This is a genomic window from Dolichospermum planctonicum (assembly GCF_005402965.1).
In the GTDB taxonomy this organism is placed as follows: Bacteria; Cyanobacteriota; Cyanobacteriia; order Cyanobacteriales; family Nostocaceae; genus Dolichospermum; species Dolichospermum planctonicum.
This window is the reverse complement of sequence record NZ_BJCF01000014.1, coordinates 32,636-57,391: the sequence shown is the minus strand read 5'-3', so window position 1 is coordinate 57,391 and position 24,756 is coordinate 32,636. Positions and strand designations below refer to the sequence as shown.

Here is a 24,756-nt window from a genome sequence, read left to right as displayed (position 1 = left end):
TGTACAATTCATGTAAAATATATGTGAAAATCAACCAACAGCAAAACCTGTATATTGTCTCACTAAAGGTTCATGAAATGCTAAAACAATATCTGATTTTGGCACTCCTAATTTAACTAATTCATCTGCTATACCAATCTCAGTTCCATCATGTTGTATCCAAATTTTCTGATCTTTAATATCCAAATGCAAAACACAACCATGCTGCCGTTTTCTATTTTTCCAACCCACATACATCAATTGATAATGATCACCAAAACTATCAAAAATCAATTGTTGTTCAATTTCATCTTTAGCTGAACCTAATTGAGCATATTCTGTGATCACTTGTTTGACATAATTGCGATATTGTTCTAGTTTTTCCATGCTACAATTACCTCCTGAACTGGATCATAAATCATGATATTGAGAAATATTAGATGTACCAATAAAACTCTTAATTTCTACAGCTATTTTTTCTCCTTCTCTTTCAGCAGCTAAAACTTGCTCTGCACCGAGATCAATATACATTTCCACATCACCGACTTCTATCCTTAAAGGATCATCTGTAATCACCCAACCGTCTTTTTCTAACCCGATCCTAACAGCATCATGAAAAATATCTTTAGCTGGCATTAACTTTATAAAAAATTAGACTTTTCACCCATAATCATAACATCAATTACAACAACACAATCAAAACCATGCCTAACCTTACCGACATTCCCGGAATCTCCCAAATTTGGACACGCACAAAAGGCGACCCTCGCATTAAAATTGCTATCCTTGATGGTGCTGCTGATTTAGAACGCAGTTGTTTTCAAGGGGCAAAATTTAGTCAATTTAAACCCTACTGGGCAGAAGATATTGAACTTAAACGTTGAATACTATTATTATCTCAATTTATCTTTAGATTTTAACAAACAACAAAAAGACAAAAAAGACGACCCCGACCACGATAAAGAAGAGGCAAAAAAAGAACGGGAGGCATTTTTTGCACCTTTCCCTCCAGCTATTAGACAACGCATTGAATTATCCAGTCATGCTACTCACATTTCTAGCACAATTTTAGGGGAACACGGCACACCCGCCCCTGGTATTGCCCCTTTATGTACAGCATTAAATATTCCTATTTCCTTCGCTAATGATGATTTTATTTCCCCTATCAACCTTACCCACGCTATTAATACCGCTTGGCAATGGGGAGCGAATATTATCCATATCGCTGCTTGTCACCCTACCCAAACCGGAGTAGCACCTGATTTATTTGCCCGTGCTGTGAAACAATGCCAAGATAACAATATGTTAATTGTTGCCCCAGGTGGTAATGATAAAGGAGAATGTTGGTGTATTCCCTCTATTCTTCCTGGTGCAGTGAATATGGACGGGGCAATTATTCCTGCTAATCCCTATGATAGCCGGCAAATGGTTGATTACTTGTCAGCAAATCCTACGGAAGCTAAACCTTTAATTTGGACTCTTAACCAAGAATTAACTCCTATTTATGCTTTAGAACCTGTAAGTGGTTTTGCCGCAGATATCTATGAAACTCTAATTGCTATGTTAGAGGGACAAATTCAACCAGAAGATAGTGATGATTTTGTGGAACGGGTAAGTATTCCTGCAAGGTTAACTGATAGAACTGTGGAATTATTTTCTGGTCAAGTTGTGCCTGTAATTACTCTAACTAATACTAGGGGAATGTATGGCTGGAAAGTCAATAGTTTAGTAGATATGTCAATGCAAACTGTAATTACGGAAGCTACACCACCAGCCCAAGAAATGGCCATGAGAAAGGCTTTGAGTAGTTTCTTAAATCGAGTATACTATGATTTGCGAAATTTAGGACAATTTGCTAAAGATCGAGCGCTGAATTTTTCTGTAACTAATGCTTTTCAAGCGGCTTCTAGTTTTTCTCAAGCTATTTCTACAGGGATGCAGCTTGATAGTATTGAAGTGGAAAAAAGTCCTTTCTGTCGGATTAATAGTGATTGTTGGGATGTGAAATTAAAGTTTTTTGACCCGGAAAATGGCCGCAGAGCTAAAAAAGTCTATCTATTTACCATTGACGTGAGCGATCGCATTCCTGTAACTTTAGGTCAAGTTCGCTCTTGGTCTGTGCGGAAATAAGCACCTAGTCTAGCTCAAGACCTAGAATTTATCAAAATCGTTTATAATGAATTAGTGCAGATAATGGAGTAAAGATTGAGGTGCTACAACTGTTTTATCCCGAAACCACGGGAGCAGGGGGCTTAAAAGAATATCTTTCTTACCGACAACTGACAACTGACAACTAACTAATAGCCATTCACGGCCAGGAAGTGCTAAAATTAGCGTTTCAGTGTCGGAAATTGTGAACGCGGGTGTCATAACCCAGTCACTTCCTCATCAATCAGTTGCAAACTCACTAACTAGGAACAGGAGAAACAGTTCTCAACATGATCAAACTGCGTTTAAAAAGATTTGGCAAAAAGCGAGAAGCAAGTTACCGAATTGTTGCCATTAACAGCCTGGCTCGTCGTGACGGCCGCCCCTTAGAAGAATTAGGATTCTATAATCCCCGAACAGATGAAGTAAAATTAGACATTCCTGGTATTGTGCAGCGACTACAACAAGGCGCTCAACCTACTGATACAGTCCGTCGTATTCTCGTAAAAGCTAACGTTTTTGAACAGGTCAGTGCAACAGCCGCATCATAGTTTTGAGATTAAATCCTTAGCAACCAGTCCCAATTATGTTGGGCTGGTAAAGTTTCTTGTGCAGCCGTTTTTAGAATCTCCAGAATCTTTAAAGGTTGATTGTGAAATATCTCAAACCCTGAAGCGGGCTTGGGTACGCATTGCTTTTGATAGTACAGATAAAGGAAAAGTGTTTGGTAGAGGGGGACGCAATATCCAGGCAATTCGCTCTGTAATTGCCGCCGCAGCAGAACTAGCTGGTCAATCAGTATACCTGGATATCTACGGTGGTGCTTCCCCAGGTCGGGAAAGTATGTCTTTTGATGAAGAACAGGAAGAGCGGACACTACCACCCAAGTCGAAAGAAAGAGAGAGTAATATTCCCAAACCTGTTGTTAAACCACGTTTGCGGTAATATCAGCTGCATGAAAATTAAATATTAAAAATTAAAAAAAGCGGATTAAATAAGCTTTTGAGAAATTTTTAGTATTTGGTTAATTTCCGCCCTTGTCAAGTAGTCAGTTGAGATTGTTGGAGACGGGAGACAACAGTATTGTCAAATCTTGGCTAATAATTCCGTGTTTATTGCGGATTTACCAGCCAAGAATTAACAAGTGTTGTCAGCCTATTTCCCAATCATAAACATATTAACTAACGGAAAGTTAAGTTGCCCCGCTGAGGTAGGTAAGGGTGCGCTACCCTTACATGAAATGTAAATCATTTATATGGTTAATTTTGTCTACCTGCTTAGACAATTTTAAATTTACATGGAATAGGAAAATATTAATTTTGTTAAAAACCATTTTTCACCCAATTCAAGAATAATATGGCAGATGATTTGATCCAACTGCCTAATATGTCCAGTGCGATCGCTTTAGCAGGATATAGTGAGGCTAATATCAAGTTTTTATCTCAACAAACAGGAGCTAATTTAGTTCTGCGGGGACAAGAATTATTAATTTCAGGGACACCAAAACAGGTAGAATTAGTAAAGAAATTGGTGCGATCGCTAGAAAATTTATGGAGTAAAGGTAATAATATCTCTAGTGCTGATATTCTCACAGCCCGTCAAGCCCTCGATACCAATACAGAAGACCAATTACAGGACTTACAGCGCGATATCCTAGCCAAAACTCGCAGAGGGTTAGAAATTCGCGCTAAAACCTTTCACCAACGCCAATATATAGACGCGCTTCGCAGACGCGATTTAACCTTTTGTATTGGTCCTGCGGGAACAGGGAAAACCTATCTGGCTGTAGTTGTCGCAGTTCAAGCACTACTTAGTAATCAATTTGAACGGTTGATTTTAACTCGTCCCGCAGTGGAAGCCGGGGAAAAACTCGGTTTTTTACCGGGAGATTTACAGCAAAAAGTTAATCCCTATCTGCGTCCCCTTTATGATGCCATTAATGAGTTTATAGACCCGGAAAAAGTCCCCAATTTAATCGAGCGGGAAATCATCGAAGTTGCACCACTGGCTTATATGCGGGGAAGAACCTTAAATAATGCTTTTATAATTGTTGATGAAGCCCAGAACACTACACCGGCGCAAATGAAAATGGTTTTGACGCGCTTAGGTTTTAACTCCCGAATGGTGATTACAGGTGATATTACGCAAACTGATTTACCACCATATCAAAAATCGGGATTAGATGTGGCTTTACAAATTTTAAAAAACGTAGAAGGGATTGCTATTTGTGAATTTTCTCAGAAAGATGTAGTGCGTCATCCTTTAGTACAGCGCATTGTTGCTGCTTATGAGAAATATGAAACGTAGTAAATTAGTTATTGGTTATCAATCTGAAATTGAACACTCACTAGTAGAAAATTAACAAATATGACAACAACATTGAAAGAATTTTTAGAAGCTTGTGAAAGCTTAGGAACTTTGCGGTTAATTGTCACCAGTAGCGCTGCTGTTTTAGAAGCGAGAGGGAAAATAGAAAAGCTATTTTACGCAGAATTACCAAAAGGTAAATATGCAAATATGCACACCGAAGGCTTTGAATTTCATTTAAACATGGACAAAATCACCCAAGTGAAATTTGAAACAGGTGAAGCCAAAAGAGGGAATTTTACAACTTATGCAATTCGGTTTTTAGACGAAAAATCAGAACCTGCATTAAGCCTATTTTTGCAATGGGGTAAACCAGGAGAATATGAACCAGGACAAGTAGAAGCTTGGCAAGTTTTAAAAGCAAAACATGGCGAAATTTGGCAACCTTTACCCGTAGAAATTTTGTAATTTTTCGTTTCTTTCAGATCCCCGACTTATTTGATAAGTGGGGGAGTAGGTTTAATATTGAATTATTGAATTATTGAATATGTTTACAAAAATAATTGTTAGTTGTTGCTTAATGCTTTTATTGTTTTTAGGAAATAACGAAGCACAAGCGGGAGAATTAGCGGAACATTTAGCCAAATTCCCCCAATGGGAAAAATTAACATCAGTCAAACCAGCAGAGGGAGATTTATTGTACCCTGACTGGATAGCTGGTAAGTGGAAAGTAACAAGTACATTAGTAGATTTAGCAGCACCGTTAGCACCGAATATAGTCACACCAGGCTTTGAAAATAATCGCAGTCAATTAAATAAACCAATTAGTTTTTTAGTCAGATTTGTGAAAGTTAAACCAACTAATTCAGGTTTAAAAATTCTTGCTTATTTCCAAAATCAAACACCAATATTAGTAGCTGATAGAGAATTTAATAGTTTAAATTTAACCAGAGCGTATTTAGGAGATGAAACTGTATTATCATCCAAGGTAGATCCTGAATCTCCTAATCGTCAAATTACATTTTTGCGGGGTGAACGTCAATTAATTTCCATTGTCACTGCTCGCGCTACAGAGAGAATATCAGAACATCAATTCATCACTTCCGAAGTTTTTCAACAATTATTTAAAGGTGGTTCTCGTCCCTATTTGAATACTGTAGAATCAACCACCGCTTACCAAAAACTTTCCACCTCTTCCCCAACCATTACAGCCGACCAAGTTACCGCTGTCTACCTTTCCCCCCAAGATCCTGATTATTTTACCGCAGGTTCTCGACCAGTAGCATTATATCGCTATCGCTTAGAATTTTTCCCTTCCAGCTGAAGTTTCAGGTCAAAATGGTGTTTAACCCCGCTTGTACTTGTGAGCAACTGGGAAAACTGGCTTGGAGTAAAGGATTTAGGCTTTATGAAAAATATTTTCTCTAACCCCTTGCCAAACTTAAAAACTATTGCTATTATAGTTGAGCGTGGGACACAAACGGGTCGGTGTCCGAGTGGTTAATGGAGACGGACTGTAAATCCGTTGGTTTACGCCTACGCTGGTTCAAATCCAGCCCGGCCCACCTCTTACGGATGTTAGGAATTATAATTGCTGTGTAATGATAAAATACACAGCAATATAAATCTTGATTTACAAATTGTTTCAGTTTTGCCCGTGTGGCTCAGTGGTAGAGCACACCCTTGGTAAGGGTGAGGTCACGAGTTCAATCCTCGTCACGGGCTTTTAAAAAAGCATATAACTTACCCAAGAGTTGCGAAAGAATGAACCACGAAGAAGGGTTAACCTAAGGGTTTGAACAATATCTACCATTGGAAATTTGCTGTCATACCCATCCCGTCATCTCCCCAGATGTGTCAAAATAAGGAATTGTCATCAAAAATATTATAAGGTAATTTAGTGACTTCAACTGCTCAAGCTAGTGCGAGTGCGCGTCGTGCGGTCTTTCCATTTACAGCCATCGTCGGTCAAGAAGAAATGAAACTGGCACTGCTGCTAAATGTCATTGACCCCAAAATTGGTGGTGTAATGATTATGGGCGATCGCGGCACCGGCAAATCTACAACTATCCGCGCATTGGCGGACTTATTACCGGAAATACCTGTTGTTGCCAATGACCCCTTCAACAGCGACCCCAACGACCCGGACTTAATGAGTGATGAAGTGCGTCAACAAGTAGCCCAAGGGTTAGAAGTTCCCATTGCTCATAAAAAGGTGCAAATGGTAGATTTACCATTAGGCGCAACAGAAGACCGGGTTTGTGGCACAATTGACATTGAAAAGGCTTTGTCTGAGGGTGTGAAAGCTTTTGAACCAGGACTACTAGCTAAAGCCAACCGAGGGATTTTGTACGTTGATGAGGTCAATTTGTTAGATGACCACTTGGTAGACGTTCTTCTTGATTCCGCAGCGAGTGGTTGGAATACCGTTGAACGGGAAGGGATTTCTATTCGTCACCCCGCGCGGTTTGTGCTTGTTGGTTCAGGAAACCCAGAAGAAGGGGAACTGCGTCCTCAATTACTCGACCGTTTTGGAATGCACGCAGAAATTCACACAGTTAAAGAACCAGCTTTACGGGTGCAAATTGTGGAAGAAAGAGGGGAATTTGACCAAAATCCTGCTGTATATTTGGAAAAACACCAAACTCCCCAAATAGCATTACAACAGCAAATTGTCAATGCTCAGGAATTATTACCACAAGTTAATTTAGACTATGATTTTCGGGTGAAAATTTCCGAAGTTTGTTCAGAATTAGATGTGGATGGTTTGCGGGGTGATATTGTCACTAACCGCGCTGCTAAAGCCTTGACCGCTTTTGAAGGACGAACAGAAGTTACAGTTGACGATATCCGTCGCGTAATTACTTTATGTCTGCGTCACCGTTTGCGGAAAGACCCCTTGGAATCTATTGATACTGGCTATAAGGTAGAAAAGGTCTTTTGTCGGGTTTTTGGTGTGGAACTTCCAGAAGATTCCTCACAAAAAAACGGTGCGGGAATGAAAGCCGGAGTGCGTTAGTGATCATCTGGAGACGTTCTGGGGAACGTCTCTAAAACCGTTAATTAACAACTAACAAATTATCAGAATTGGTTAAATAGCTTGATTTTATTAGTATGATTCGGTTTCTAATTTTAACAAATTTTTTAAAAAATCAGTGAAATTTTTAATAGCTGGAATTTCCGCTGTTTCAGGACTAATCCAATCATCACATTTAATAGTTACTGTATTTGTCATACCTGGTTGAAGAACACTGGCCACTGTGGAAATTATAGCTTTTTGTTGATCAAAAGGTTTCCACTTTAAAGGCTTTTTATTCCTCTCTTGCTCAGAAAATTTATCTATATATTCCTTTGCTCTTTGCATATATTCAGGATAAACTAACTCTCCACAATCACAAATTAAAGTATCTAAAACTCCTGGTTGAGAATTATCTGGTAATATATAAATTCCTGCTTTTGTTTCTAATTCTGGTGAACCTTCTGTAACATTACCACTTTCAGTAACTTGAGTTGGAAAATGAGAAAAATATTCTTTAAAACCTTCATAATACTCTTTTACCACTTTGTCAGGTGTATTGTTATCAGTATCAGCTATGATACCAAAAGCGAAAAGCTCAGAATAATCCATGTTAGATAATTTATCTCTCAAATTACTAATTAACTGACTTCCATTACCTACATATATAGCTATTGAGAAATTATCATTATATAATATCTGAGGCATATCAAGCCTATCATATAAATTTCCACCTTTAGGATAATTAGGGATAAATTTTCGCCAAAAATTATCTAATTTCGAGTTATCTCCCTTAAATTCAGAAAAGCCTAATAATTTACACAATATCCTAGATACAAAAGCCTGATCATGGGGACCCTCCACACCAATTAAAACATATTTCCGACTCACCAACGCACCTCCTGACCTAATTCTTCTCTTAATCGTCTTAATCTATGTCCATCATGTCTAACTACTTTTGTTTTTCCTTCCTTTGGTTCTAAGCGATAAAGCACTAAATCTGAATCTGATTCAGTAACTTCTAGCAAAGCATCAACAGCTTCCAGACTATGGGTAGTTGCAAATAATTGAACATCCATTTCTGTACACCATTTAACTAACCATCGAAAAGAATTTTGTAGTGCTTCTGTGTGAATTGTTGATTCCAATTCATCAATTAAAAGAATACCACCTTTGACACTGGCTAGTTTAAGAGCTATATGTAATAAGCGACGAATACCATCACCAAAGGTACTGACTGGTGCAAGTCCTAGTTTTTCATGTTGAATATATATATTAAATCGAGAACTTATAGATTCTGGAGGTAACAATATTTCTATATCAGAAATATTATTATCAATCTGTTTTAATAATTTAATTACGTCAGCTTTAAAATTTTGAAATCTTGCTTCTGAAAGTAATCGAAATTGGCCAATTTCTGAACGATGAGATGATGGTGTAACTACAGAAGTATTTAATCTTGGGTCTCGTTTTCTATATGGTCTAGATAAAAATTCATCCTCCCATAGCTGATATTGCTCAACAGAAGTATACTGATGATCAAAAAGACTTAAATGATCGATATGATAAATTTCTATTTTTAAATCAATTCCTTTTCTAACTCCTGGAACATCATCACTGTCAATTTCCTCATCTTTTTTGGAATCAGATAACCATATTCTTTCTATTTCTTCATAACTGGATTTCAATTGTTTAACAGAATATAAACCACTACTAGAAATAAAAATATTAGGTTTTTTAAGTTCTCGATACTGATTATAAAAATAGCGTGTAAATAACCATTGTATTGCATCTATTGGGCGAGTAAGTCTACTTTCTTGTTCTCTTTGAAGTGCTGTACTCAGCCACACTTTAATATCCAATGGATGACAATAAATCTCTAATGCTTCCAGAACACTGGTTTTACCTGAGTTGTTAATACCAACAAGCAGGTTAATCCTTCCGAGATCCTTTAGTTCTAAATCTCGAAGTCCTCTAAATTGGTGAATTGTAACGTTTTCCAGATTCATCATCGCATTAGTTTATCGTAAGATGTGCATTATATATTGATTTGCATAAGATTATGTTGCCAATTTTAACAGTGATATCGTCTATCACTATAGATGGAATTTAATTAATTGATACTGATAAAATTTGATACTTTTTTAAAAACCCACTATTCTACCACTAGCGAGGTAAAGGGTATGAGTCTTGTTAAAGCAAATCAAAGACACTACCAGAAAGGAGACATTACCCGTCGGGGTATGGCCTTAGCTCTTGACTTATTGACCGCATGGTTTCTCAGTTCTATCGTCAGAAATAATCAAATCGGTGTACAATTTACCCAAATCTTTGTTTTTATTTTTGCTTGGCTAATTTTTCGCGTCGTCATAGTTTACAATAATCAGGGACAAAGTTTAGGACGTTGGGCATTTGATTTAAAGGTACTAGAAGTCGTAAATGGGGAAATAGTCAATAAAATCCCCCAATTTCAGACGTTATTGCTCAGAGAAGGGATTATTTGCTTTTCTAGCTTATTATTATCCATTTTCTTGACTAATATCATTCTCAATCCCACTGCTATCGTGTTATTGCTTCCCCTAATCATTGACAGCTGTGCTGCTTTATCTGATACTCAAATGCGTCAGTCTTTCCATGACCGCTTTTTTCGGACTATCATAGTTTCCTCCCAACGTGGTTATTCTTTAGATCTAAAAATTAAAAGACTAGTTGAAAAATTTCAGCGAAATGTGAGATAATGACCATTTGTGTTAATTGTCTCCAGGCTTTACAGTTTGTAAGTTTATGGCTAAGAGTAAAGGTGCGCGTATAATAGTGACACTAGAATGCACCGAGTGTCGGACAAATCCAGATAAACGTTCCCCTGGTGTATCCCGCTATACCAGCACTAAAAACCGTCGGAACACAACCAACCGTTTAGAACTGAAAAAGTTCTGTACCCACTGTAACAAACACACAGTTCATAAGGAAATTAAGTAAGAATGAGTTATTATCGTCGTCGTCTTTCTCCCATTAAACCAGGGGAGGTCATTGATTATAAAGATGTAGATTTGTTACGGAAGTTTCTCACCGAACGTGGTAAAATACTACCTCGGAGAATTACTGGGTTGACTTGTCAGCAACAACGGGTGCTGACTCTAGCTATTAAACGGGCCCGGATCGTGGCTTTGTTACCCTTTATTAACGCCGAAGGTTAAGAAGATTTTGGATTTTGGATTTTGGAAGATCATCCAAGAAAAGTGGCGGTTGCATAGGTATTGCGCGGTTACTTTGAGTCCAAAATCTAAAATTTAACAATTAATTAATGGGATAATGGGTAGAAAAGGATTAGATACTGGTTATTTAATCCCGAATCTCCAGTCTAAAAATCTAAAAATATTAAAGTGCGACAGTTGTGGATAAGGGGACGTTAGTTGAATTTAGGGTTCAAAGCGATCGCCGTCTGGGGGTGGTAGATCGTCCAGATGGGAAAACTCGTTGGTTTGTAGTAGATGAACGTGGTCAATCCCACAGCCTCGCACCGCGCCAATTTACTTACACAGTTAGCGGACAAATCTATAAACCAGGGGAAATTCCTGAGTTTTTAAATCAAGTCCAGCCTTATCTAGATCCGTCGAGTTTGGAAGTAGCATGGGAACTACTGATTGAAGATGGGGAAACTGTCACCCCTCAGCAAATGGCGAATCTACTGTTTTCGGAATCAGCCCCTCCCCAGTGTTATGCAGCCCATTGTTTGCTATCAGAGGATAAACTCTATTTTAAGCAAAAAGGGGAGGCTTACGAACCACGCAGCGCAGCCCAGGTAGCAGAACGCAAGCACCAGATGGCTGTAGAATCACAAAAAGCAAAGGGACAGCAGGAATTTTTAGCCCGTGTAGAACAGGCACTTCAGGGCGAAGTGGTAGAATGGCAAAGAATAGATCGCCAGCGTTTAGAAGCATTAGAAAAGTATGCGACTCTGCTGGCAGATGTGATCATGCTGAAGGTGAATTACGACTCTTTAGCCCGTGCTTGTCCGCCTCCAGCTTCAGTATTAGAAACTATGAATATGCTGGGACGTTCTGCTACGCCCCAGGGTGCTTTTCAACTATTGATAGATTTGGGTTGGTGGAGTTCTCATGAAAACCTGTTCCTACGCCGTTCATCAATTTCTGTTCAATTTCCTCATCAGGTATTAGAAGTGGCGCAAGAACGTTTGGATTTCCCTAGTACAGATTTAGACACAAACCGTCTCGATCTCACTCATCTCAAGGTATACACCATTGATGATGAAAGCACGACGGAAATAGACGATGGTTTGAGTTGGGAGGTATTACCAGATGGAAGAGAACGGTTATGGGTACATATAGCAGATCCTACCAGGTTATTAATACCAGATGATGAATTAGATTTGGAAGCGAGAAAACGGGGGAGTACGGTTTATTTACCTACGGGGATGATTCCCATGTTTCCAGAGGTGTTAGCTACAGGTCCGATGAGTTTGGTACAGGGGAAAGTCTGTTGCGCTCTCAGCTTTGGGGTGATTTTAGATCAAGTTGGGTCTGTAGAAGATTATTGTATACATACTGGTTTAATTAAGCCTACCTATCGTCTCACCTATGAAGATGTAGATGAGATGTTGCAATTGGGAGTACAAGCAGAACCAGAAATTGAAGCGATCGCTAATTGGGCAAAAATACGCAAAAATTGGCGTTATGGTCAAGGGGCTATTAGTATCAATATGCCAGAAGCGATGATCAAAGTCAAGGACGATGATATAAATATTGATATATTAGATGATTCCTTGTCCAGGCAACTAGTAGCAGAAATGATGATTCTTGCTGGAGAAGTAGCAGCCCGTTATGGTCAAACCCATAATATCCCTCTCCCTTTTCGCGGTCAACCCCAACCGGAATTACCTCCAGAGGAAGAATTACTGCAATTACCAGCGGGTTTTGTTCGTTCCTGTGCTATGCGTCGTTGTATGCCTAAGAGTGAAATGAGTATTACCCCTGTGCGTCATGCTGGCTTAGGTTTAGATACTTATACACAAGCTACTTCTCCTATTCGCCGTTATAGCGACTTACTGACCCATTTCCAATTGAAAGCACATTTACGCGGTGAAGGTTTACCTTTTTCTGCGGAACAACTCAAAGAAGTGATGATGACAGTCAGCAGCGCCACCCAAGAAGCAACGATGGTGGAACGACAAACTAATAGATATTATGCTTTAGAATATTTACGTCGTCATCCTGAAGAAGTTTGGCAGGTGACAGTATTGATGTGGTTGCGAGAAGATAGCAATTTAGCACTGATTTTATTAGAAGATTTGGGTTTACAATTGCCTATGTCCTTCCGGCGTTCTGTTAGTTTGGGAGAAAATTTATTAGTAAAAGTTAGTTTGGCTGACCCGCAAAAAGATTTGATTCATTTTCAGGAGATTATGTATCAAGAAGCCCAATCAATTATAAATTAATTAGCGATTGACCTAAAGTCCACGCAGGTGGACTTTGTTTATGTAGTAGCGACAAAAGTTAGGTTAACATAATCAAACCAAACTGTGTCAAGAAACGTAAAATCGCTGAAAACTTCTTTACTCTTGCCTTTTGCCTCTTGTCTCTTGCCTTAAATGCAAAATCCATGGACAGACGATCTTTTTTATTAGGTACAACTACTTTAGCACTTTCTCAAATCATAATTGGGTGCGAGACAAAGCAACCGCCTCTGAATGTACAGCTATTAAAAAATTCCATTCCCGGTCAGGTAGTTAATCAGTTTCGGAAAAGTGTAGAGTCAGGGGGAAAATTGAAATTTACCCCACTTGATCAGATTGAGGAATTATTTAAATTATTACAAACTTGGCAAAAACCACCAATTAATAAAAATCAAAAATCATTGCCAGCAAATTTGGTAACATTGGGAGATTATTGGTTACAAGCAGCAATTAATCAGAAATTGATTCAACCATTGGAAACAGGAAAGATCAAAAATTTAGCTAAACTAGATGAAAAATGGCGACAATTAGTTAAGCATGATCAGGAAGGGAAAATTTGGGGTATTCCTTACCGCTGGGGGAATACAGTCATTGTTTATAATCAAGAAAAGTTTGAAAAGTTAGGATGGAAACCGAGAGATTGGAGTGATTTATGGCGCAGCGAATTAGAAAATCGAATATCTTTACTTAATCATCCGCGAGAAGTAATTGGTTTAGTGTTGAAGAAATTAGGAAAATCTTATAATACCGAAAATATTAATCAAATCTCCTCCTTAGAATCAGAATTACAAGCATTAAATAAACAAGTTAAATTTTATGATTCTACAAACTATTTAGAACCATTAATCATTGGGGATACTTGGTTAGCAGTAGGATGGTCAAATGATATCATCCCAATGATCAGTCGTTATCAAAAATTTACCGCAGTTGTTCCCCAGTCAGGAACAGCAATTTGGGCAGATTTATGGGTAAGTCCTACAGGAGTTAGTAATGATACTCTAGCATATAAATGGCTAGATTTTTGTTTGCAACCGAATACATCTGGGCAAATTGCTTTACTAACTAAAAGCAATTCTCCCATTGACAATAATATTGCAATCACAGATATCCAGAAGCCCGTACAGAACTTGTTATTGAATAATTCAGAAATTTTTGCCAAAAGTGAATTTTTACTTCCCTTACGCCCTGAAGTAACACAAGAGTATGAAGATTTATTTATGAAGATGAAAAAATCGTAATTTTAGAAAGAGGGACGCAAACCAAATTTGCTTTGATTATTCATCTGAATACTACAGGAAACGGGAGTTTGAGTAAAATTACAGGTATAAGCTGCTAAAAGTTCTTTTTGATAGTCAAAAACTCGAATATTGTAACCAGACTTACTAGTTAAACTCCCCAAACGATTGACAAAAACATACTGTTCTAAATAATCTAATAAAATCCAAACTTGCTGATTAACAATTAAATCTACTCGTGGGGGTTCAGACTGGGAAGCAGGGTAAACTATCCAATTATCCAAAAGCTTGTTTTCCGAGTTTTCCTGAGACCACCATAAACTAGGAATTGTCAATTTTTGGGGATGAATAGTTTTAGAAGTGATGATATTATCTTTTGGTTGGGTGAGTAAATCTAATTCTAAAGGTGCTTGAGAAGGTAAAGGGATATTTTGGGATTTTGACGGAAGAATAGGAAAAAAGCAAGAAGTAGTAAAAGTGAGAATTGCTAATAATAGCTGGGGTTTTTTGTGGGTAAATAAATTATTTTGACTCATATATTTTCCTGTATTAATAATAAAACTCTTGTGGTGCGGGCAAGATGCCCGCACAAGGTGTACCTCACTCAAAGCTACTTGCTGTAATACTTTTAACTCTCTAACTTTCCTACGCATATATGATTATAAAACATTTTTAGTATTTAAGATCCCTATATTGGATAAAAATATAAATAATTATATTCCTAAAAAATAAATAGGAGTAAGAGGTAATCTTTTTTTGTCTTCATCTAGTAATTTTTCATAAAATTGTTGCCATAAACTGATAAACCTATCAAAATCTATGAGTTCAATATGAGTATGAGAACTTCTTGTTTCATTTTTCGCATCAGATGTAAAACCACCAGTAGCAACAAAAATTCCCACATCTCCATCTTTTTGTAATACTCCTCTTAATTGTCGAATTTCATCCACAGAAGCAGGTGATTCTCGATGTTTAATTTGAACTTTGATTCTTGGTGATACCGTCCCTAATGGATCTTGATATGCAATTACATCTAAACCACCATCTTTTCCCTTGGGAGCAATAAAAGGTGTATAGTAACCCATACCTCTTAATAAGGCTGCTACTAAATCTTGAAATTCATAAGGGTTCAAATTTCTGACAAATTTCTTTAACCCTTCTACCGCAATTTCTTCATATTCACTAATAGTTACCTCGCTAACTTTATCAACATCATTGTCTGTTTCTGCTTCATTATCTACCGAAGCAATATTTTCTTTTTCCGCTTTCCATTGTTTAAATGCCTGAGTAGCGGATTTTAAAAGTTGAGATTCTCCTAATTCTAAGGCTTTTTCTCCCTCTGGTGTTAAATACCAAATACCTTGATTTTTTAACATAAACCCAGCTTTGAGACAATCTATAGTGTAAAAATTCAAAACACTTTTCCAGCGAATATAACCAGATTTTTCATATCTAGCTTTTTCCCATTCATCTAAATCTACTCTTTTGCTAACTTCTTCAATTACTTGTTGTCCTTGTAATTCTCCTTCATGTTCTCTGAGAATTTGCAAAGCTGCAAAAATTACCTTTTCTCCTAATTTCCATGATTTAGAACTGCGGTTTTTATTCATGATCATATTTCCATGCAAGGAATTATTTTTGATTTTGAAAATATTTGAACTCTAAAAGTCAGATCAAGGACTCCCGGATAAGTCCTCTCTCCGTAATCTTTCCTTCGCGCCTCTGCGCTTCTGGGTGAGAAAAAATTACCCCATTGCTGGATATTGAGCCAACACCTGCCGTAAATATTCCCCAGTATAAGAACGGGGATTATTGGCCACATCTTCGGGCGTTCCCGCAGCAATTATTTCTCCTCCTTTATCTCCTCCTTCTGGTCCTAAATCTATTACCCAATCTGAACAACGAATCACATCTAAATTATGTTCAATGACTAAAATTGAATTTCCTTTATCTACTAATCTTTGTAAAACGTCTAACAATTTGTGAACATCATAAAAGGATAAGCCTGTGGTTGGTTCATCTATTAAATATAAGGTTTTTCCGGTCGCGCGTCGAGATAATTCTGTCGCTAATTTCACCCGCTGCGCTTCTCCACCAGATAAGGTTGTGGCTGGTTGTCCTAATTGGACATAACCTAAACCAACATCTACTAATGTTTGTAATCTCGTTACGGCTTTGGGAATATTTTGACAAAAATCTAATGCCTCTTCAACGGTCATGTTCAAAACATCAGAAATTGATTTATCTTTATATTTAACTTGCAGGGTTTCTCGGTTATATCTCGCACCTTTGCAAATTTCACATTGCACATAAACGTCAGGTAAAAAGTTCATTTCAATGACATTTACACCCTGTCCACTACAAGCTTCACAACGTCCACCTTTGACATTAAAAGAAAATTGTCCAGCTTTATAACCTCTGGTTTTCGCTTCTACAGTTTGGGAAAAAACATCACGAATAATATCGAAAACTCCGGTATAGGTTGCGGGGTTAGAACGGGGAGTTCTCCCTATAGGTGATTGGTCAATGACAATGGCTTTATCAACACAGTTTAAACCTTTGATTTCATCTATATCTTTGGGTGCGGGAGATTTTTTGAGTAAATGATGTTGTAATGCTGGATAAAGTAATTCATTAATTAAGGTAGATTTTCCTGAACCAGAAACACCCGTAACAGAAACAAGTTTTCCCAAGGGAATTTCTACATCTACATTTTGTAAGTTATTGCGACGCGCATTTTTAATAGTTAAAGCTCGGCCATTTCCTTCTCTTCTCTTGGTGGGAGTATTTATGACTCTTTTTCCTGATAAATAAGCCCCGGTTAAGGATTTTTCTGCATTGAGTAAATTCTCTAAATTTCCTTGAGAAATAATATGTCCTCCATGAATTCCCGCCCCAGGACCAATATCAACTATATAATCAGCCGCGCGGATAGTTTCTTCATCATGTTCGACGACTATTAGGGTATTTCCTAAGTCCCGTAATTTGGTTAAGGTTTTTAGTAATCTGGCGTTATCTCTTTGATGTAAACCGATACTTGGTTCGTCTAAAACGTATAAAACTCCTGTTAGTCCTGAACCAATTTGTGTCGCTAACCGAATGCGTTGAGCTTCTCCACCTGATAATGTCATGGCGGGACGATCTAAGGTGAGGTAATCTAAGCCAACATCTAATAAAAATTGTAATCTGGCTTTGATTTCTCTCAAAACTAAATCAGCTATTTGACTTTGGCGATCGCTCAATTTTAATTTTTCTATTCTTTCTCGACATTCCCGAATGGAAACGGTAGTAAAATCTAAAATTCCATATTGTCCCAATTTCACAGCTAAGGCTTCGGGTTTTAATCTTTTCCCTCCACAAACTTCACAAGGTTGATCAATTAAATATTCTTCTAATTTCTGTTTAATTAACTCTGTTCCCCCTTCATATTGTCTTTGTAAAATCGGAATTACGCCTTTAAAAATTTGCTTTTTCTCGGTTGGATTTTTCGGTTCTTCTTCTCCATACAAGACAATTTTTTGCTGTTGCGCTGTCAATTTCCCCCATTGAGTTTGTAACTCAAACCCATAATTTAACCCCACAGCATACAATAACTCTAAATAATAGGAATTTTCCTTTTCTGACCAAGGAGCGATCGCTGCATACATAGGCGAATTTTCATCAGGTACAACCAACTCCGGGGAAAATCTTCTTAAAGTCCCGATCCCATGACAATGGGGACAAGCGCCATAAGGTGAATTAAAAGAAAACAACCGTGGGGATAATTCTTCCATTACCGCACCATGTTCGGGACAAGCAAAGTTTTCTGAAAATACCATTTCTTTGGGTAATTCTTCTTCAGAAATACCTTGATTTTTTCCTTCAGTTGATATATACTTACTATCAGGTCGCTCCAGCGCTATCTTATCTAATGTATCATCTAATACCTCAATTATAGCAATACCGTGAGATTGCTTAAGACAAGTTGCTAGAGAATCTACCAAACGCTCTTGAATACCATCTTTTTTAACTAATCTGTCAATAACCAGTTCTATAGTATGTGTGCTATTTTTATCTAACTCAATCAAATCAGATAGCTCTCGGACCTCCCCATTTACCCGCAAACGAGCGAAACCTTGGGAAGCTAAACCAGAAATTAATTTGCGGTGAGTTCCTTTTTTTCCGCGGACTACAGGGGCTAAAATTTGGAAGCGGGTGCGGTCGGGAAGTTCCATAATGCGATCGCACATCTGGTCTATGGTTTGAGGCGCGATAGAGTGATCACAAAGGGGACAATGAGGTTCACCCGCTCGACCATATAACAATCGCAAATAATCATAAATTTCCGTTACTGTTCCCACTGTGGAACGGGGATTATGGGAAGTTGATTTTTGGTCAATGGAAATTGCGGGACTTAAACCCTCAATTGCTTCTACATCAGGTTTATCCAATTGTCCCAAAAATTGGCGAGCATAGGCGCTTAGGGATTCCACATAACGACGTTGACCCTCCGCAAAGATGGTATCAAAGGCCAAGGAGGATTTACCCGAACCAGAAACCCCGGTAAAAACAATCAAACGATCACGGGGTAATTCCAAATCAATATTTTTCAGATTATGCTGTCTAGCACCCCGAATGCGGATAGTATTTTGGCTATGATTAGGGGATGGAAGCACATCATTTAAACAAGCGGCTAAATTTTCTGACATATTGACAGGCTAGGGAAAGTTACACAATGAAACAATCCTTAATAATACTATCTTTATCTGGTTTATGGTAGAATTTGATTTTGAGTTCCTTTTACCCATTACCAATTACCTGTCCTAACCAACTAATAATTTCACCATTAACAACATCGGGAACTTCATCATGGGGACAATGGCCCGCACCAGGAACAGGGACAATTTTCACATCTTTACCATCTTTTTGTGCTAGTCTATAAACATCCGCCCCTGTAATTGGTGTCCAAGGATCTTCCTCACCCCAAATTACTAATAAAGGCCATTCTAACTTAGGTAATAACGAACTAGGACTAGGTCCAGGGGGTGCGGTCAGAATCGCAGCAAAAACATCCTGCGCTCCTGGGTCACAGGATGGTATATAGAGTAAATCTACAAGTTCATCAGTTACGGCATTGCGATCGCGGTACACTTGATATAATGTCCGTCTAATTTGTGATTTTTGGCGAATACGGTTAAAAACAAATTTACCCGTCACTGGGTTAGCCACTAACTTGTTAAAAGTCCCCATAAAAACCCGTAGCAGTGGGTTTAATTCCTGGGGACGGTGACTCAAACCACCAGCGGAGTTAATTAACACCCCACCAACCGCAATTTCGGGGTATTCTGTTAAAATAATTAAACTTAAAAGTGCGCCAATAGAATTACCGATAAATATAGCTGGTGTTTGGATATGTGTATTGTGAAAATCTTTTAATAATTCCGCCCACAGTTCCATGGTATAATCCACCTTGGCTTTATCAGAACCCCCAAACCCCAACAAATCTAAAGCAAACACCTGATAACCAGCCGCAGCCAGAACCGGGATATTTTTCCGCCAATGACCAATGGAAGCACCAAACCCATGAATAAGTACCAATGGTTGGCCTGTACCCATAACTGTATATTGAACTTTATAACTGCGCCAAGTCCAAACTTGTTTTTCTAATGTCTGTAAATGCTGGGTTGTAATTGTCATTTGTCAAAATTTCAGTGTAAATTTCTGGTTTAATTTATTATTTATGATGATCAATTGTCAATTATCATTGGATAATTGTAGGCTGGGTAAAGCAACAGCGAAACCCAACCAGGTCGTGAAGATGTTGATATTGAGTTTTGTTCCTCAAACCAACCTAGACAATTTAATGCTTGTGCCTTAAACTTAACAGTGTTTACTTGTAATTAATTACCAATTATCATTAGTTTACTTGCCAGGTGTGAGCTAAAATACCATGAACCCCATTAAATTAACTTATTGGAGTAAACTAGTTGTTACAACTGTTTCTATTGTCGCAATATCCTCAATATCTTCTGCATTAGCATTATCAAAACTGTCTTCTTTAGATACATCAAATCTCAGTCAGTTCTCAGAAAAGCAAGTTTTAGCAGATAAAGCAGATAAAGCAGATAAAGCAGATAAATATGACAGTGAAGCAGTCGGAGTTACTATTGCTACTAGTTCTTTTCCAGAGAAAAAACCAGCATTCACGCTTTATATCTGGCAACCAGGTGGTACAATCTCAGAGGTAACAGCCCGTATTTCCATCAAAAGTAAATATGGAAACAAATACCGCCAAGAGAGATTTTTAGGCGATTATAGATATAGGATGAAGCAAAAGGCTAATTTTGTCAAGGGGTTTAAATCAGAGGATCTTATAGTTGTTCGTTTATATGATACCACAAACCGCCTGATTGGCTACAGTGAATTTGCGATTTTACCGGAAAATACTGCGGTTAACATAATTTTATCAGCTAATCCCATAGTAGAACAAGTAGTTCGCAGCTTTTATGGTGCTGATGTTAACAATGATAGCATTGTTGATGATGATAGTATCAAATACGACTACTTCACCCAAGTTAATAACCAAAAAGTTACTTTCCTGAGTAGTTCGGAAAATGTCAGTATTACTCAATACCAAGCAGCAGGTTTTTCTCAAATTCCCAGAACTGCTGCTTATCCCATATCCCTGAGTGATGTCGTTGGTAAATCTATCAACATCTTTGATTCCAACTTAGCACAAGCCTTAACAGTCCCTCCAGGGAGGATAACACAGTTGATTCCAATTCAGGAAAATTCCAGTTTTGAACTGGGACAACTATTAAGTAAATATCGGCAAATAGGTGTAGCAAAAAATATTAAAGTTTCATTTTCTGATATTTCCAAAGACTATTGGGCTAAAGAATATATTAGCGAATTAGCCGCAATGGAAATAATTGGTGGCTTTCCCGATGGTTCTTTTCGTCCTAACGCAGCGGTAACTCGTGGGGAATTGGCCGTCCTGCTGCAAAAAGTGTTCACGAAAAGTAAAATTCGTAAAGCGGTAGCTTTTAAAGATATTCCACCGCGACATTGGGCTTATAATGCGATTCGAGAGAGTTATGAAATGGGCTTTTTCAACACATTGAATAGTAAAAAATTCAACCCTGCTCAAAAGCTGACTCGCTTAGATATTTTCATCACCTTAGCCAAAGGACTGAATTATCAATTTACTGGTTCTACAGAAAATATCCTTTCAGTTTACAGCGATGCTTCTACTATTAAGAGCGAACATCGTAATTTTCTCGCTAGTCTAACACAAAATGGTGTAATTGTCAACTATCCAAATATAAAATTGCTGAATACTAAAAAAATTGCCACCAGGGCAGATGTATGTGCGTTGCTATATAGAGCAATGGTTGTTAATGGTGAAGTAGTAGATTTCCCCTCCAGATACAATGTGAAAATCACAAGATAGAATGTGCGAAAATAGGGGAAACAATGGGTTTTTGATGATATTTTTGTTTCGCGCAAAGGAAGAAATAGAATGTCTCTTCCTTATGGTCTTTTATCAACCAGTATTTCTCATTCCTGCTGCAATACCGTTAATGGTTAATAATGCACCTCTGAGTAATTCTCCTTTACTGTAACGGGAGTGAATTACGCCGGTTGTGGGCGCATTTTTAGACTGACGCAAGCGTTTTAGCAAGGAAACTTGGATAAATCCTAAAGGCACAATTGTTCCGTTTCTTAATTGTACAGAACGTTGTAAAATTGGATCACCATCTAATAGTTTTTGGTGTCCAGTGATTTTTAAAACTAAATCTCTAGTGAGGAAAAATTCCCTAGAAATTTGTTCAAAAACATTCTCAAATCTAGTTTTGTCTTCAGGGTTAGATAATTCGTTGACATAATGACGTGCCATTTCCATGTCCACCTTTGCTAAGGTCATTTCTGCTTTAGAAATCACCATTTTAAAGAATGGCCACTTTAGGTAAAAATAGCGCAGTAATTTTAAATGTTGTTCTGGTTCTTCGTCCAGAAATTTTTGTAAAGCTGTACCAATTCCATACCAAGAAGGTAATAAGAAGCGGGTTTGTGTCCAACTAAAGACCCATGGGATAGCTCGTAAACTGCTTAAATCTTTTTTACCAGATGGACGACGGGCCGGACGAGAACTAATTTGTAATTGGCTGATTTCTTCTATGGGTGTAACCTGGTGAAAGAAGTCAATAAAATCAGGTTGCTCATAAATTAGGTTACGATAGTGCTGACGGGAGGCATGAGCTAATTCTTCCATGATCTCATTCCAAGGTTCAATATCATCAAACCCTGTCCCCAATAAACTCGCTTGAATTACTGCTGTGGTGATAGTCTCTAAGTGATATAAGGCTAAATCTAATAAGGAGTATTTGGAAGCTAATACTTCCCCTTGTTCGGTGATTTTGATCCGGCCGCTAATACTGTTACCTGGTTGGGCTAAAATTGCTTCATAAGCAGGACCGCCACCGCGACCCACAGACCCCCCGCGTCCGTGGAAAATCCGCAGATTTACACCATAACTTTCAGCAATTTTCTGGAGTGATTTTTGGGCTTTATGAATTTCCCAGTTACTACTTAAAAAACCAGAGTCTTTGTTACTATCAGAATACCCTAGCATTACCTCTTGTAAGTTAGGACTCAGTGTAGCAATAGATGGATGTGCTTGTGCCTCTGTATTGTTAATTGCAGCGTAGCCTCCAGCCAGCATAGCACGATACAAGGGCAGTTCAAACAGTTGTTGCATTACGCTTCTGGAGCGTTGTAAATCTTCTACGGTTTCAAATAAAGGCACAACGCGAATTGTCCCCACCGCAAGTACAGGGTCAAATAAGGTTGATTCTTTGGCTAATAGTAAAACTTCTAGTACGTCGCTAACTTCACGGCACATACTAATAATATAAGTTTGACAGATATTGATACCAAATTCTTGTTGCAGCGATCGCAAAATGCGGAAGGTTTGAATAACATCATTGGTTTTTTCCGAAAATGGTAATTCAGCGGGAATCAATGGTCTACGAGTTTGCAATTCTGCGGTTAACCAAGCTATTCTTTGTTCTTCCGATAATTCATGGTAAGATTGCGGTAAAAGCTGCAAATATTCCAGAATTTCATTAATTGCATCAGCATGACGAGAGGATTCTTGACGAATATCTAATTGCGTCAAATTAAAGTCAAATATTTCTACTTGACAAATCAGATTTTCTAACTCCGCACAACTTAAACCTGTTTCCCGCAAGTTGCGTTGAATTAATAACAATTCCGCTAAAAATTCTGTACCAGACCGGTATTTATGTGCATCTTCATTTTGCGGCGTTTCTCGATTATATAAGGCTAAATTCCGATCTCGTGTATTTTCTAGTCTTTTAAGTATATAAGATAACTTCAGGCGATAAGGCTCTTGACGAAACCTTAAAGCTAAAGAGTCATAAACGCTACTTAGCTGTGATTGATCTAACTCCAGAGATTCCAGTAAATCTGGCAATACATCACTCCACTGCATAGAAACGCTCAGTAATGTCACTAACTCTTTCACAGATTTAATATACCGCTCTAAAACCATTTTCCGTTGATAACAGGCGGTTTTCCATGTTACTTCTGGTGTCACGGAGGGATTACCATCTCGGTCTGAACCTACCCAAGAACCAAAGGAGCAAAAATTTGTCCCCGGTGGTTGTAACCAGGGAAAAGTTTCCTCTAGGGAGTATTTAAAGCGTTTATATAATTGTGTAATCCCATCAAATAACACCTCTTGAAAGTAGTGAAGGGCATAATCTACTTCATCTAAAACCGTCGGTTTGAATTGATGCAATTCATCCGTACGCCACCAGAGACGAATTTCTTCCAGTAACCTCTCTTTGATTTCTACTGTTTCCCAAGGATAACTACCAGCACGAGTGATACTATCATCCATTTTTTGTAAAAGATGTACCACCTGACGCTGTTTATCTCGGATAGTATGACGGACAATTTCCGTGGGGTGTGCGGTGAAAACCAAGCGGATATCCAGTTGAGAAATCAGACGTTGAATTTGTTGTGGGGGAACATTCAATTGAAATAATAGCGGAAATAAAGCCGCAAAACTGCCTTTTTGCTGGGTTTCCGGTGTCATTAAGTCGCTACCTACTTCTTTGGTAATCAGTACATCTTCCTCCCGTTGGTTGGTAGCATAAATGATACTGGGAAAAAGTTTTTGATCAGGTTGAATTGCATAGCGGGTTAATTGCTGCTTTTGCTCGTATTCCTGCTCAATAATATTAATTAGCTGAAAATAGAGCGCGAAAGCACGGGCGGCACGAATAGCCTCATTGATATTCAACTGTTCAATTAATTCTACGGCTGAGGCGGCTTGGTGATGTGTGGCTTGTCCTTCCGGGGAACACAGATTCCGCAGTTGACGTAATAAATCTACCATTTCTTGACCGCATTCTTGCCGGAGAACTGTTTCCCACAATTCCTCTACTACTTGTAGACGGTGACGCAAGAATAACTCCGAGTGTAGTACCGGAAAATCAATATTTTCAGTTTTCATACTTTTGATCATACTCATAAGATACTCAAAATGCTTAATCTACCTTGTTTTGAGTATCCAACATCAAGCTGTT

At 38.2% G+C, this 24,756-nt stretch carries 23 protein-coding genes, 2 tRNA genes and 1 pseudogene; 16 read left to right on the top strand and 10 right to left on the bottom strand.

The window, feature by feature from the left end; all coding sequences use genetic code 11:
- Positions 1-30: 30 nt before the first annotated feature.
- Both FFO06_RS08420 and FFO06_RS08415 read right to left on the bottom strand, forming a co-directional pair.
- On the bottom strand, positions 31-366 hold the full coding sequence (locus FFO06_RS08420) for a XisI protein (RefSeq protein ID WP_137907637.1): 336 nt from the start codon (positions 364-366) through the stop codon (positions 31-33).
- Between the two features lie 33 nt (positions 367-399).
- Positions 400-615 (bottom strand): annotated as a pseudogene (locus tag FFO06_RS08415) (element excision factor XisH family protein); the annotation flags it as partial.
- A gap of 68 nt (positions 616-683) precedes the next feature.
- On the opposite strand from FFO06_RS08415, the gene FFO06_RS21920 reads away from it, so the two are divergent.
- Both FFO06_RS21920 and FFO06_RS08410 read left to right on the top strand, forming a co-directional pair.
- Positions 684-863 carry a hypothetical protein gene (locus tag FFO06_RS21920; protein WP_228036437.1) on the top strand — a complete coding sequence of 60 codons (180 nt, stop codon included), beginning with the start codon at positions 684-686 and terminating at the stop codon, positions 861-863.
- Complete coding sequence (locus tag FFO06_RS08410; RefSeq protein WP_236097102.1) at positions 847-2,109, top strand: PatA/PatG family cyanobactin maturation protease; 1,263 nt, start codon at positions 847-849, stop codon at positions 2,107-2,109. Before FFO06_RS21920 ends, FFO06_RS08410 begins: the two co-directional genes overlap by 17 nt.
- Before the next feature lie 51 nt (positions 2,110-2,160).
- Here the strand turns inward: FFO06_RS08410 and FFO06_RS08405 are convergent, their stop codons facing one another.
- A complete protein-coding gene (locus FFO06_RS08405) occupies positions 2,161-2,349 on the bottom strand; it encodes a hypothetical protein (protein ID WP_137907636.1) in 189 nt (62 codons plus the stop codon).
- Between the two features lie 68 nt (positions 2,350-2,417).
- Between FFO06_RS08405 and rpsP the strand changes: the two genes are divergently transcribed.
- The 8 genes from rpsP (at position 2,418) to bchI (ending at position 7,453) form a co-directional block, all read left to right on the top strand.
- Complete coding sequence (gene rpsP, locus FFO06_RS08400; RefSeq protein WP_137907635.1) at positions 2,418-2,678, top strand: 30S ribosomal protein S16; 261 nt, start codon at positions 2,418-2,420, stop codon at positions 2,676-2,678.
- A 7-nt stretch (positions 2,679-2,685) separates the two neighbouring features.
- A complete protein-coding gene (locus FFO06_RS08395; RefSeq protein WP_137907663.1) occupies positions 2,686-3,072 on the top strand; it encodes a KH domain-containing protein in 387 nt (128 codons plus the stop codon).
- 411 nt (positions 3,073-3,483) lie between these two features.
- Complete coding sequence (locus FFO06_RS08390; RefSeq protein WP_137907634.1) at positions 3,484-4,434, top strand: PhoH family protein; 951 nt, start codon at positions 3,484-3,486, stop codon at positions 4,432-4,434.
- Positions 4,435-4,494: 60 nt separating this feature from the next.
- Positions 4,495-4,902 carry a ChuX/HutX family heme-like substrate-binding protein gene (locus FFO06_RS08385; protein ID WP_137907633.1) on the top strand — a complete coding sequence of 136 codons (408 nt, stop codon included), beginning with the start codon at positions 4,495-4,497 and terminating at the stop codon, positions 4,900-4,902.
- Positions 4,903-4,981: 79 nt separating this feature from the next.
- Positions 4,982-5,758 carry a DUF6816 family protein gene (locus FFO06_RS08380; RefSeq protein ID WP_137907632.1) on the top strand — a complete coding sequence of 259 codons (777 nt, stop codon included), beginning with the start codon at positions 4,982-4,984 and terminating at the stop codon, positions 5,756-5,758.
- A gap of 158 nt (positions 5,759-5,916) precedes the next feature.
- A tRNA-Tyr gene (locus FFO06_RS08375) sits at positions 5,917-5,999 on the top strand.
- Between the two features lie 88 nt (positions 6,000-6,087).
- A tRNA-Thr gene (locus FFO06_RS08370) sits at positions 6,088-6,159 on the top strand.
- Between the two features lie 175 nt (positions 6,160-6,334).
- Positions 6,335-7,453 (top strand): magnesium chelatase ATPase subunit I, encoded by a 1,119-nt coding sequence (gene bchI, locus FFO06_RS08365; RefSeq protein ID WP_028083523.1) that lies wholly within the window; start codon positions 6,335-6,337, stop codon positions 7,451-7,453.
- Between the two features lie 90 nt (positions 7,454-7,543).
- On the opposite strand, the gene FFO06_RS08360 is transcribed toward bchI, so the two are convergent.
- Both FFO06_RS08360 and FFO06_RS08355 read right to left on the bottom strand, forming a co-directional pair.
- A complete protein-coding gene (locus tag FFO06_RS08360; RefSeq protein ID WP_306420200.1) occupies positions 7,544-8,314 on the bottom strand; it encodes a DUF3226 domain-containing protein in 771 nt (256 codons plus the stop codon).
- A 23-nt stretch (positions 8,315-8,337) separates the two neighbouring features.
- Positions 8,338-9,462, bottom strand: a complete 1,125-nt coding sequence (locus FFO06_RS08355) for an AAA family ATPase (protein WP_201275443.1) — start codon at positions 9,460-9,462, stop codon at positions 8,338-8,340.
- A gap of 171 nt (positions 9,463-9,633) precedes the next feature.
- Between FFO06_RS08355 and FFO06_RS08350 the strand changes: the two genes are divergently transcribed.
- The 5 genes from FFO06_RS08350 to FFO06_RS08330 all read left to right on the top strand — a co-directional run bounded on the left by FFO06_RS08350 (position 9,634) and on the right by FFO06_RS08330 (position 14,161).
- A complete protein-coding gene (locus FFO06_RS08350; RefSeq protein WP_137907630.1) occupies positions 9,634-10,188 on the top strand; it encodes an RDD family protein in 555 nt (184 codons plus the stop codon).
- A 46-nt stretch (positions 10,189-10,234) separates the two neighbouring features.
- Positions 10,235-10,429: a 50S ribosomal protein L33 gene (gene rpmG / locus FFO06_RS08345; protein WP_010998585.1), complete on the top strand. Its 195-nt coding sequence runs from the start codon at positions 10,235-10,237 to the stop codon at positions 10,427-10,429.
- 2 nt (positions 10,430-10,431) lie between these two features.
- Complete coding sequence (gene rpsR, locus FFO06_RS08340; protein ID WP_137907629.1) at positions 10,432-10,647, top strand: 30S ribosomal protein S18; 216 nt, start codon at positions 10,432-10,434, stop codon at positions 10,645-10,647.
- A gap of 197 nt (positions 10,648-10,844) precedes the next feature.
- Positions 10,845-12,905, top strand: coding sequence for a ribonuclease catalytic domain-containing protein (locus tag FFO06_RS08335; protein ID WP_137907628.1), 2,061 nt, complete (start codon positions 10,845-10,847; stop codon positions 12,903-12,905).
- Positions 12,906-13,069: 164 nt separating this feature from the next.
- On the top strand, positions 13,070-14,161 hold the full coding sequence (locus FFO06_RS08330) for an extracellular solute-binding protein (protein ID WP_137907627.1): 1,092 nt from the start codon (positions 13,070-13,072) through the stop codon (positions 14,159-14,161).
- A 2-nt stretch (positions 14,162-14,163) separates the two neighbouring features.
- Here the strand turns inward: FFO06_RS08330 and FFO06_RS08325 are convergent, their stop codons facing one another.
- From FFO06_RS08325 to FFO06_RS08310, 4 genes are all read right to left on the bottom strand, one after another.
- The gene (locus FFO06_RS08325; RefSeq protein WP_137907661.1) at positions 14,164-14,694 is read right to left on the bottom strand and encodes a hypothetical protein; all 531 of its coding nucleotides are present in this window, start codon (positions 14,692-14,694) and stop codon (positions 14,164-14,166) included.
- Positions 14,695-14,871: 177 nt separating this feature from the next.
- The gene (locus FFO06_RS08320; protein WP_137907626.1) at positions 14,872-15,768 is read right to left on the bottom strand and encodes a restriction endonuclease; all 897 of its coding nucleotides are present in this window, start codon (positions 15,766-15,768) and stop codon (positions 14,872-14,874) included.
- A 135-nt stretch (positions 15,769-15,903) separates the two neighbouring features.
- Positions 15,904-18,846: an excinuclease ABC subunit UvrA gene (uvrA, locus tag FFO06_RS08315; RefSeq protein ID WP_137907625.1), complete on the bottom strand. Its 2,943-nt coding sequence runs from the start codon at positions 18,844-18,846 to the stop codon at positions 15,904-15,906.
- A gap of 91 nt (positions 18,847-18,937) precedes the next feature.
- Entirely contained in the window at positions 18,938-19,834 is an 897-nt protein-coding gene (locus tag FFO06_RS08310) for an alpha/beta fold hydrolase (RefSeq protein WP_137907624.1), read from the bottom strand.
- A 253-nt stretch (positions 19,835-20,087) separates the two neighbouring features.
- Here FFO06_RS08310 and FFO06_RS08305 point away from each other — a divergent pair, with 253 nt between their 5' ends.
- A complete protein-coding gene (locus tag FFO06_RS08305; RefSeq protein WP_137907623.1) occupies positions 20,088-21,590 on the top strand; it encodes an S-layer homology domain-containing protein in 1,503 nt (500 codons plus the stop codon).
- A 93-nt stretch (positions 21,591-21,683) separates the two neighbouring features.
- Here the strand turns inward: FFO06_RS08305 and ppc are convergent, their stop codons facing one another.
- Positions 21,684-24,683, bottom strand: coding sequence for a phosphoenolpyruvate carboxylase (ppc, locus tag FFO06_RS08300; protein ID WP_236097100.1), 3,000 nt, complete (start codon positions 24,681-24,683; stop codon positions 21,684-21,686).
- Between the last annotated feature and the right edge of the window lie 73 nt (positions 24,684-24,756).

Bases quoted from the DNA above. Each gene is read 5' to 3' on its own strand.
- FFO06_RS08320 (WP_137907626.1), bottom strand. From the start codon at position 15,768: ATGAATAAAAACCGCAGTTCTAAATCATGGAAATTAGGAGAAAAGGTA.
- FFO06_RS08350 (WP_137907630.1), top strand. From the start codon at position 9,634: ATGAGTCTTGTTAAAGCAAATCAAAGACACTACCAGAAAGGAGACATT.
- FFO06_RS08385 (WP_137907633.1), top strand. From the start codon at position 4,495: ATGACAACAACATTGAAAGAATTTTTAGAAGCTTGTGAAAGCTTAGGA.
- FFO06_RS21920 (WP_228036437.1), top strand. From the start codon at position 684: ATGCCTAACCTTACCGACATTCCCGGAATCTCCCAAATTTGGACACGC.
- rpsP (WP_137907635.1), top strand. From the start codon at position 2,418: ATGATCAAACTGCGTTTAAAAAGATTTGGCAAAAAGCGAGAAGCAAGT.
- FFO06_RS08355 (WP_201275443.1), bottom strand. From the start codon at position 9,462: ATGATGAATCTGGAAAACGTTACAATTCACCAATTTAGAGGACTTCGA.
- FFO06_RS08380 (WP_137907632.1), top strand. From the start codon at position 4,982: ATGTTTACAAAAATAATTGTTAGTTGTTGCTTAATGCTTTTATTGTTT.
- uvrA (WP_137907625.1), bottom strand. From the start codon at position 18,846: ATGTCAGAAAATTTAGCCGCTTGTTTAAATGATGTGCTTCCATCCCCT.
- rpsR (WP_137907629.1), top strand. From the start codon at position 10,432: ATGAGTTATTATCGTCGTCGTCTTTCTCCCATTAAACCAGGGGAGGTC.
- FFO06_RS08310 (WP_137907624.1), bottom strand. From the start codon at position 19,834: ATGACAATTACAACCCAGCATTTACAGACATTAGAAAAACAAGTTTGG.
- rpmG (WP_010998585.1), top strand. From the start codon at position 10,235: ATGGCTAAGAGTAAAGGTGCGCGTATAATAGTGACACTAGAATGCACC.
- FFO06_RS08420 (WP_137907637.1), bottom strand. From the start codon at position 366: ATGGAAAAACTAGAACAATATCGCAATTATGTCAAACAAGTGATCACA.
- FFO06_RS08305 (WP_137907623.1), top strand. From the start codon at position 20,088: ATGAACCCCATTAAATTAACTTATTGGAGTAAACTAGTTGTTACAACT.
- FFO06_RS08330 (WP_137907627.1), top strand. From the start codon at position 13,070: ATGGACAGACGATCTTTTTTATTAGGTACAACTACTTTAGCACTTTCT.
- FFO06_RS08325 (WP_137907661.1), bottom strand. From the start codon at position 14,694: ATGAGTCAAAATAATTTATTTACCCACAAAAAACCCCAGCTATTATTA.
- FFO06_RS08390 (WP_137907634.1), top strand. From the start codon at position 3,484: ATGGCAGATGATTTGATCCAACTGCCTAATATGTCCAGTGCGATCGCT.
- ppc (WP_236097100.1), bottom strand. From the start codon at position 24,683: ATGAAAACTGAAAATATTGATTTTCCGGTACTACACTCGGAGTTATTC.
- FFO06_RS08405 (WP_137907636.1), bottom strand. From the start codon at position 2,349: ATGACACCCGCGTTCACAATTTCCGACACTGAAACGCTAATTTTAGCA.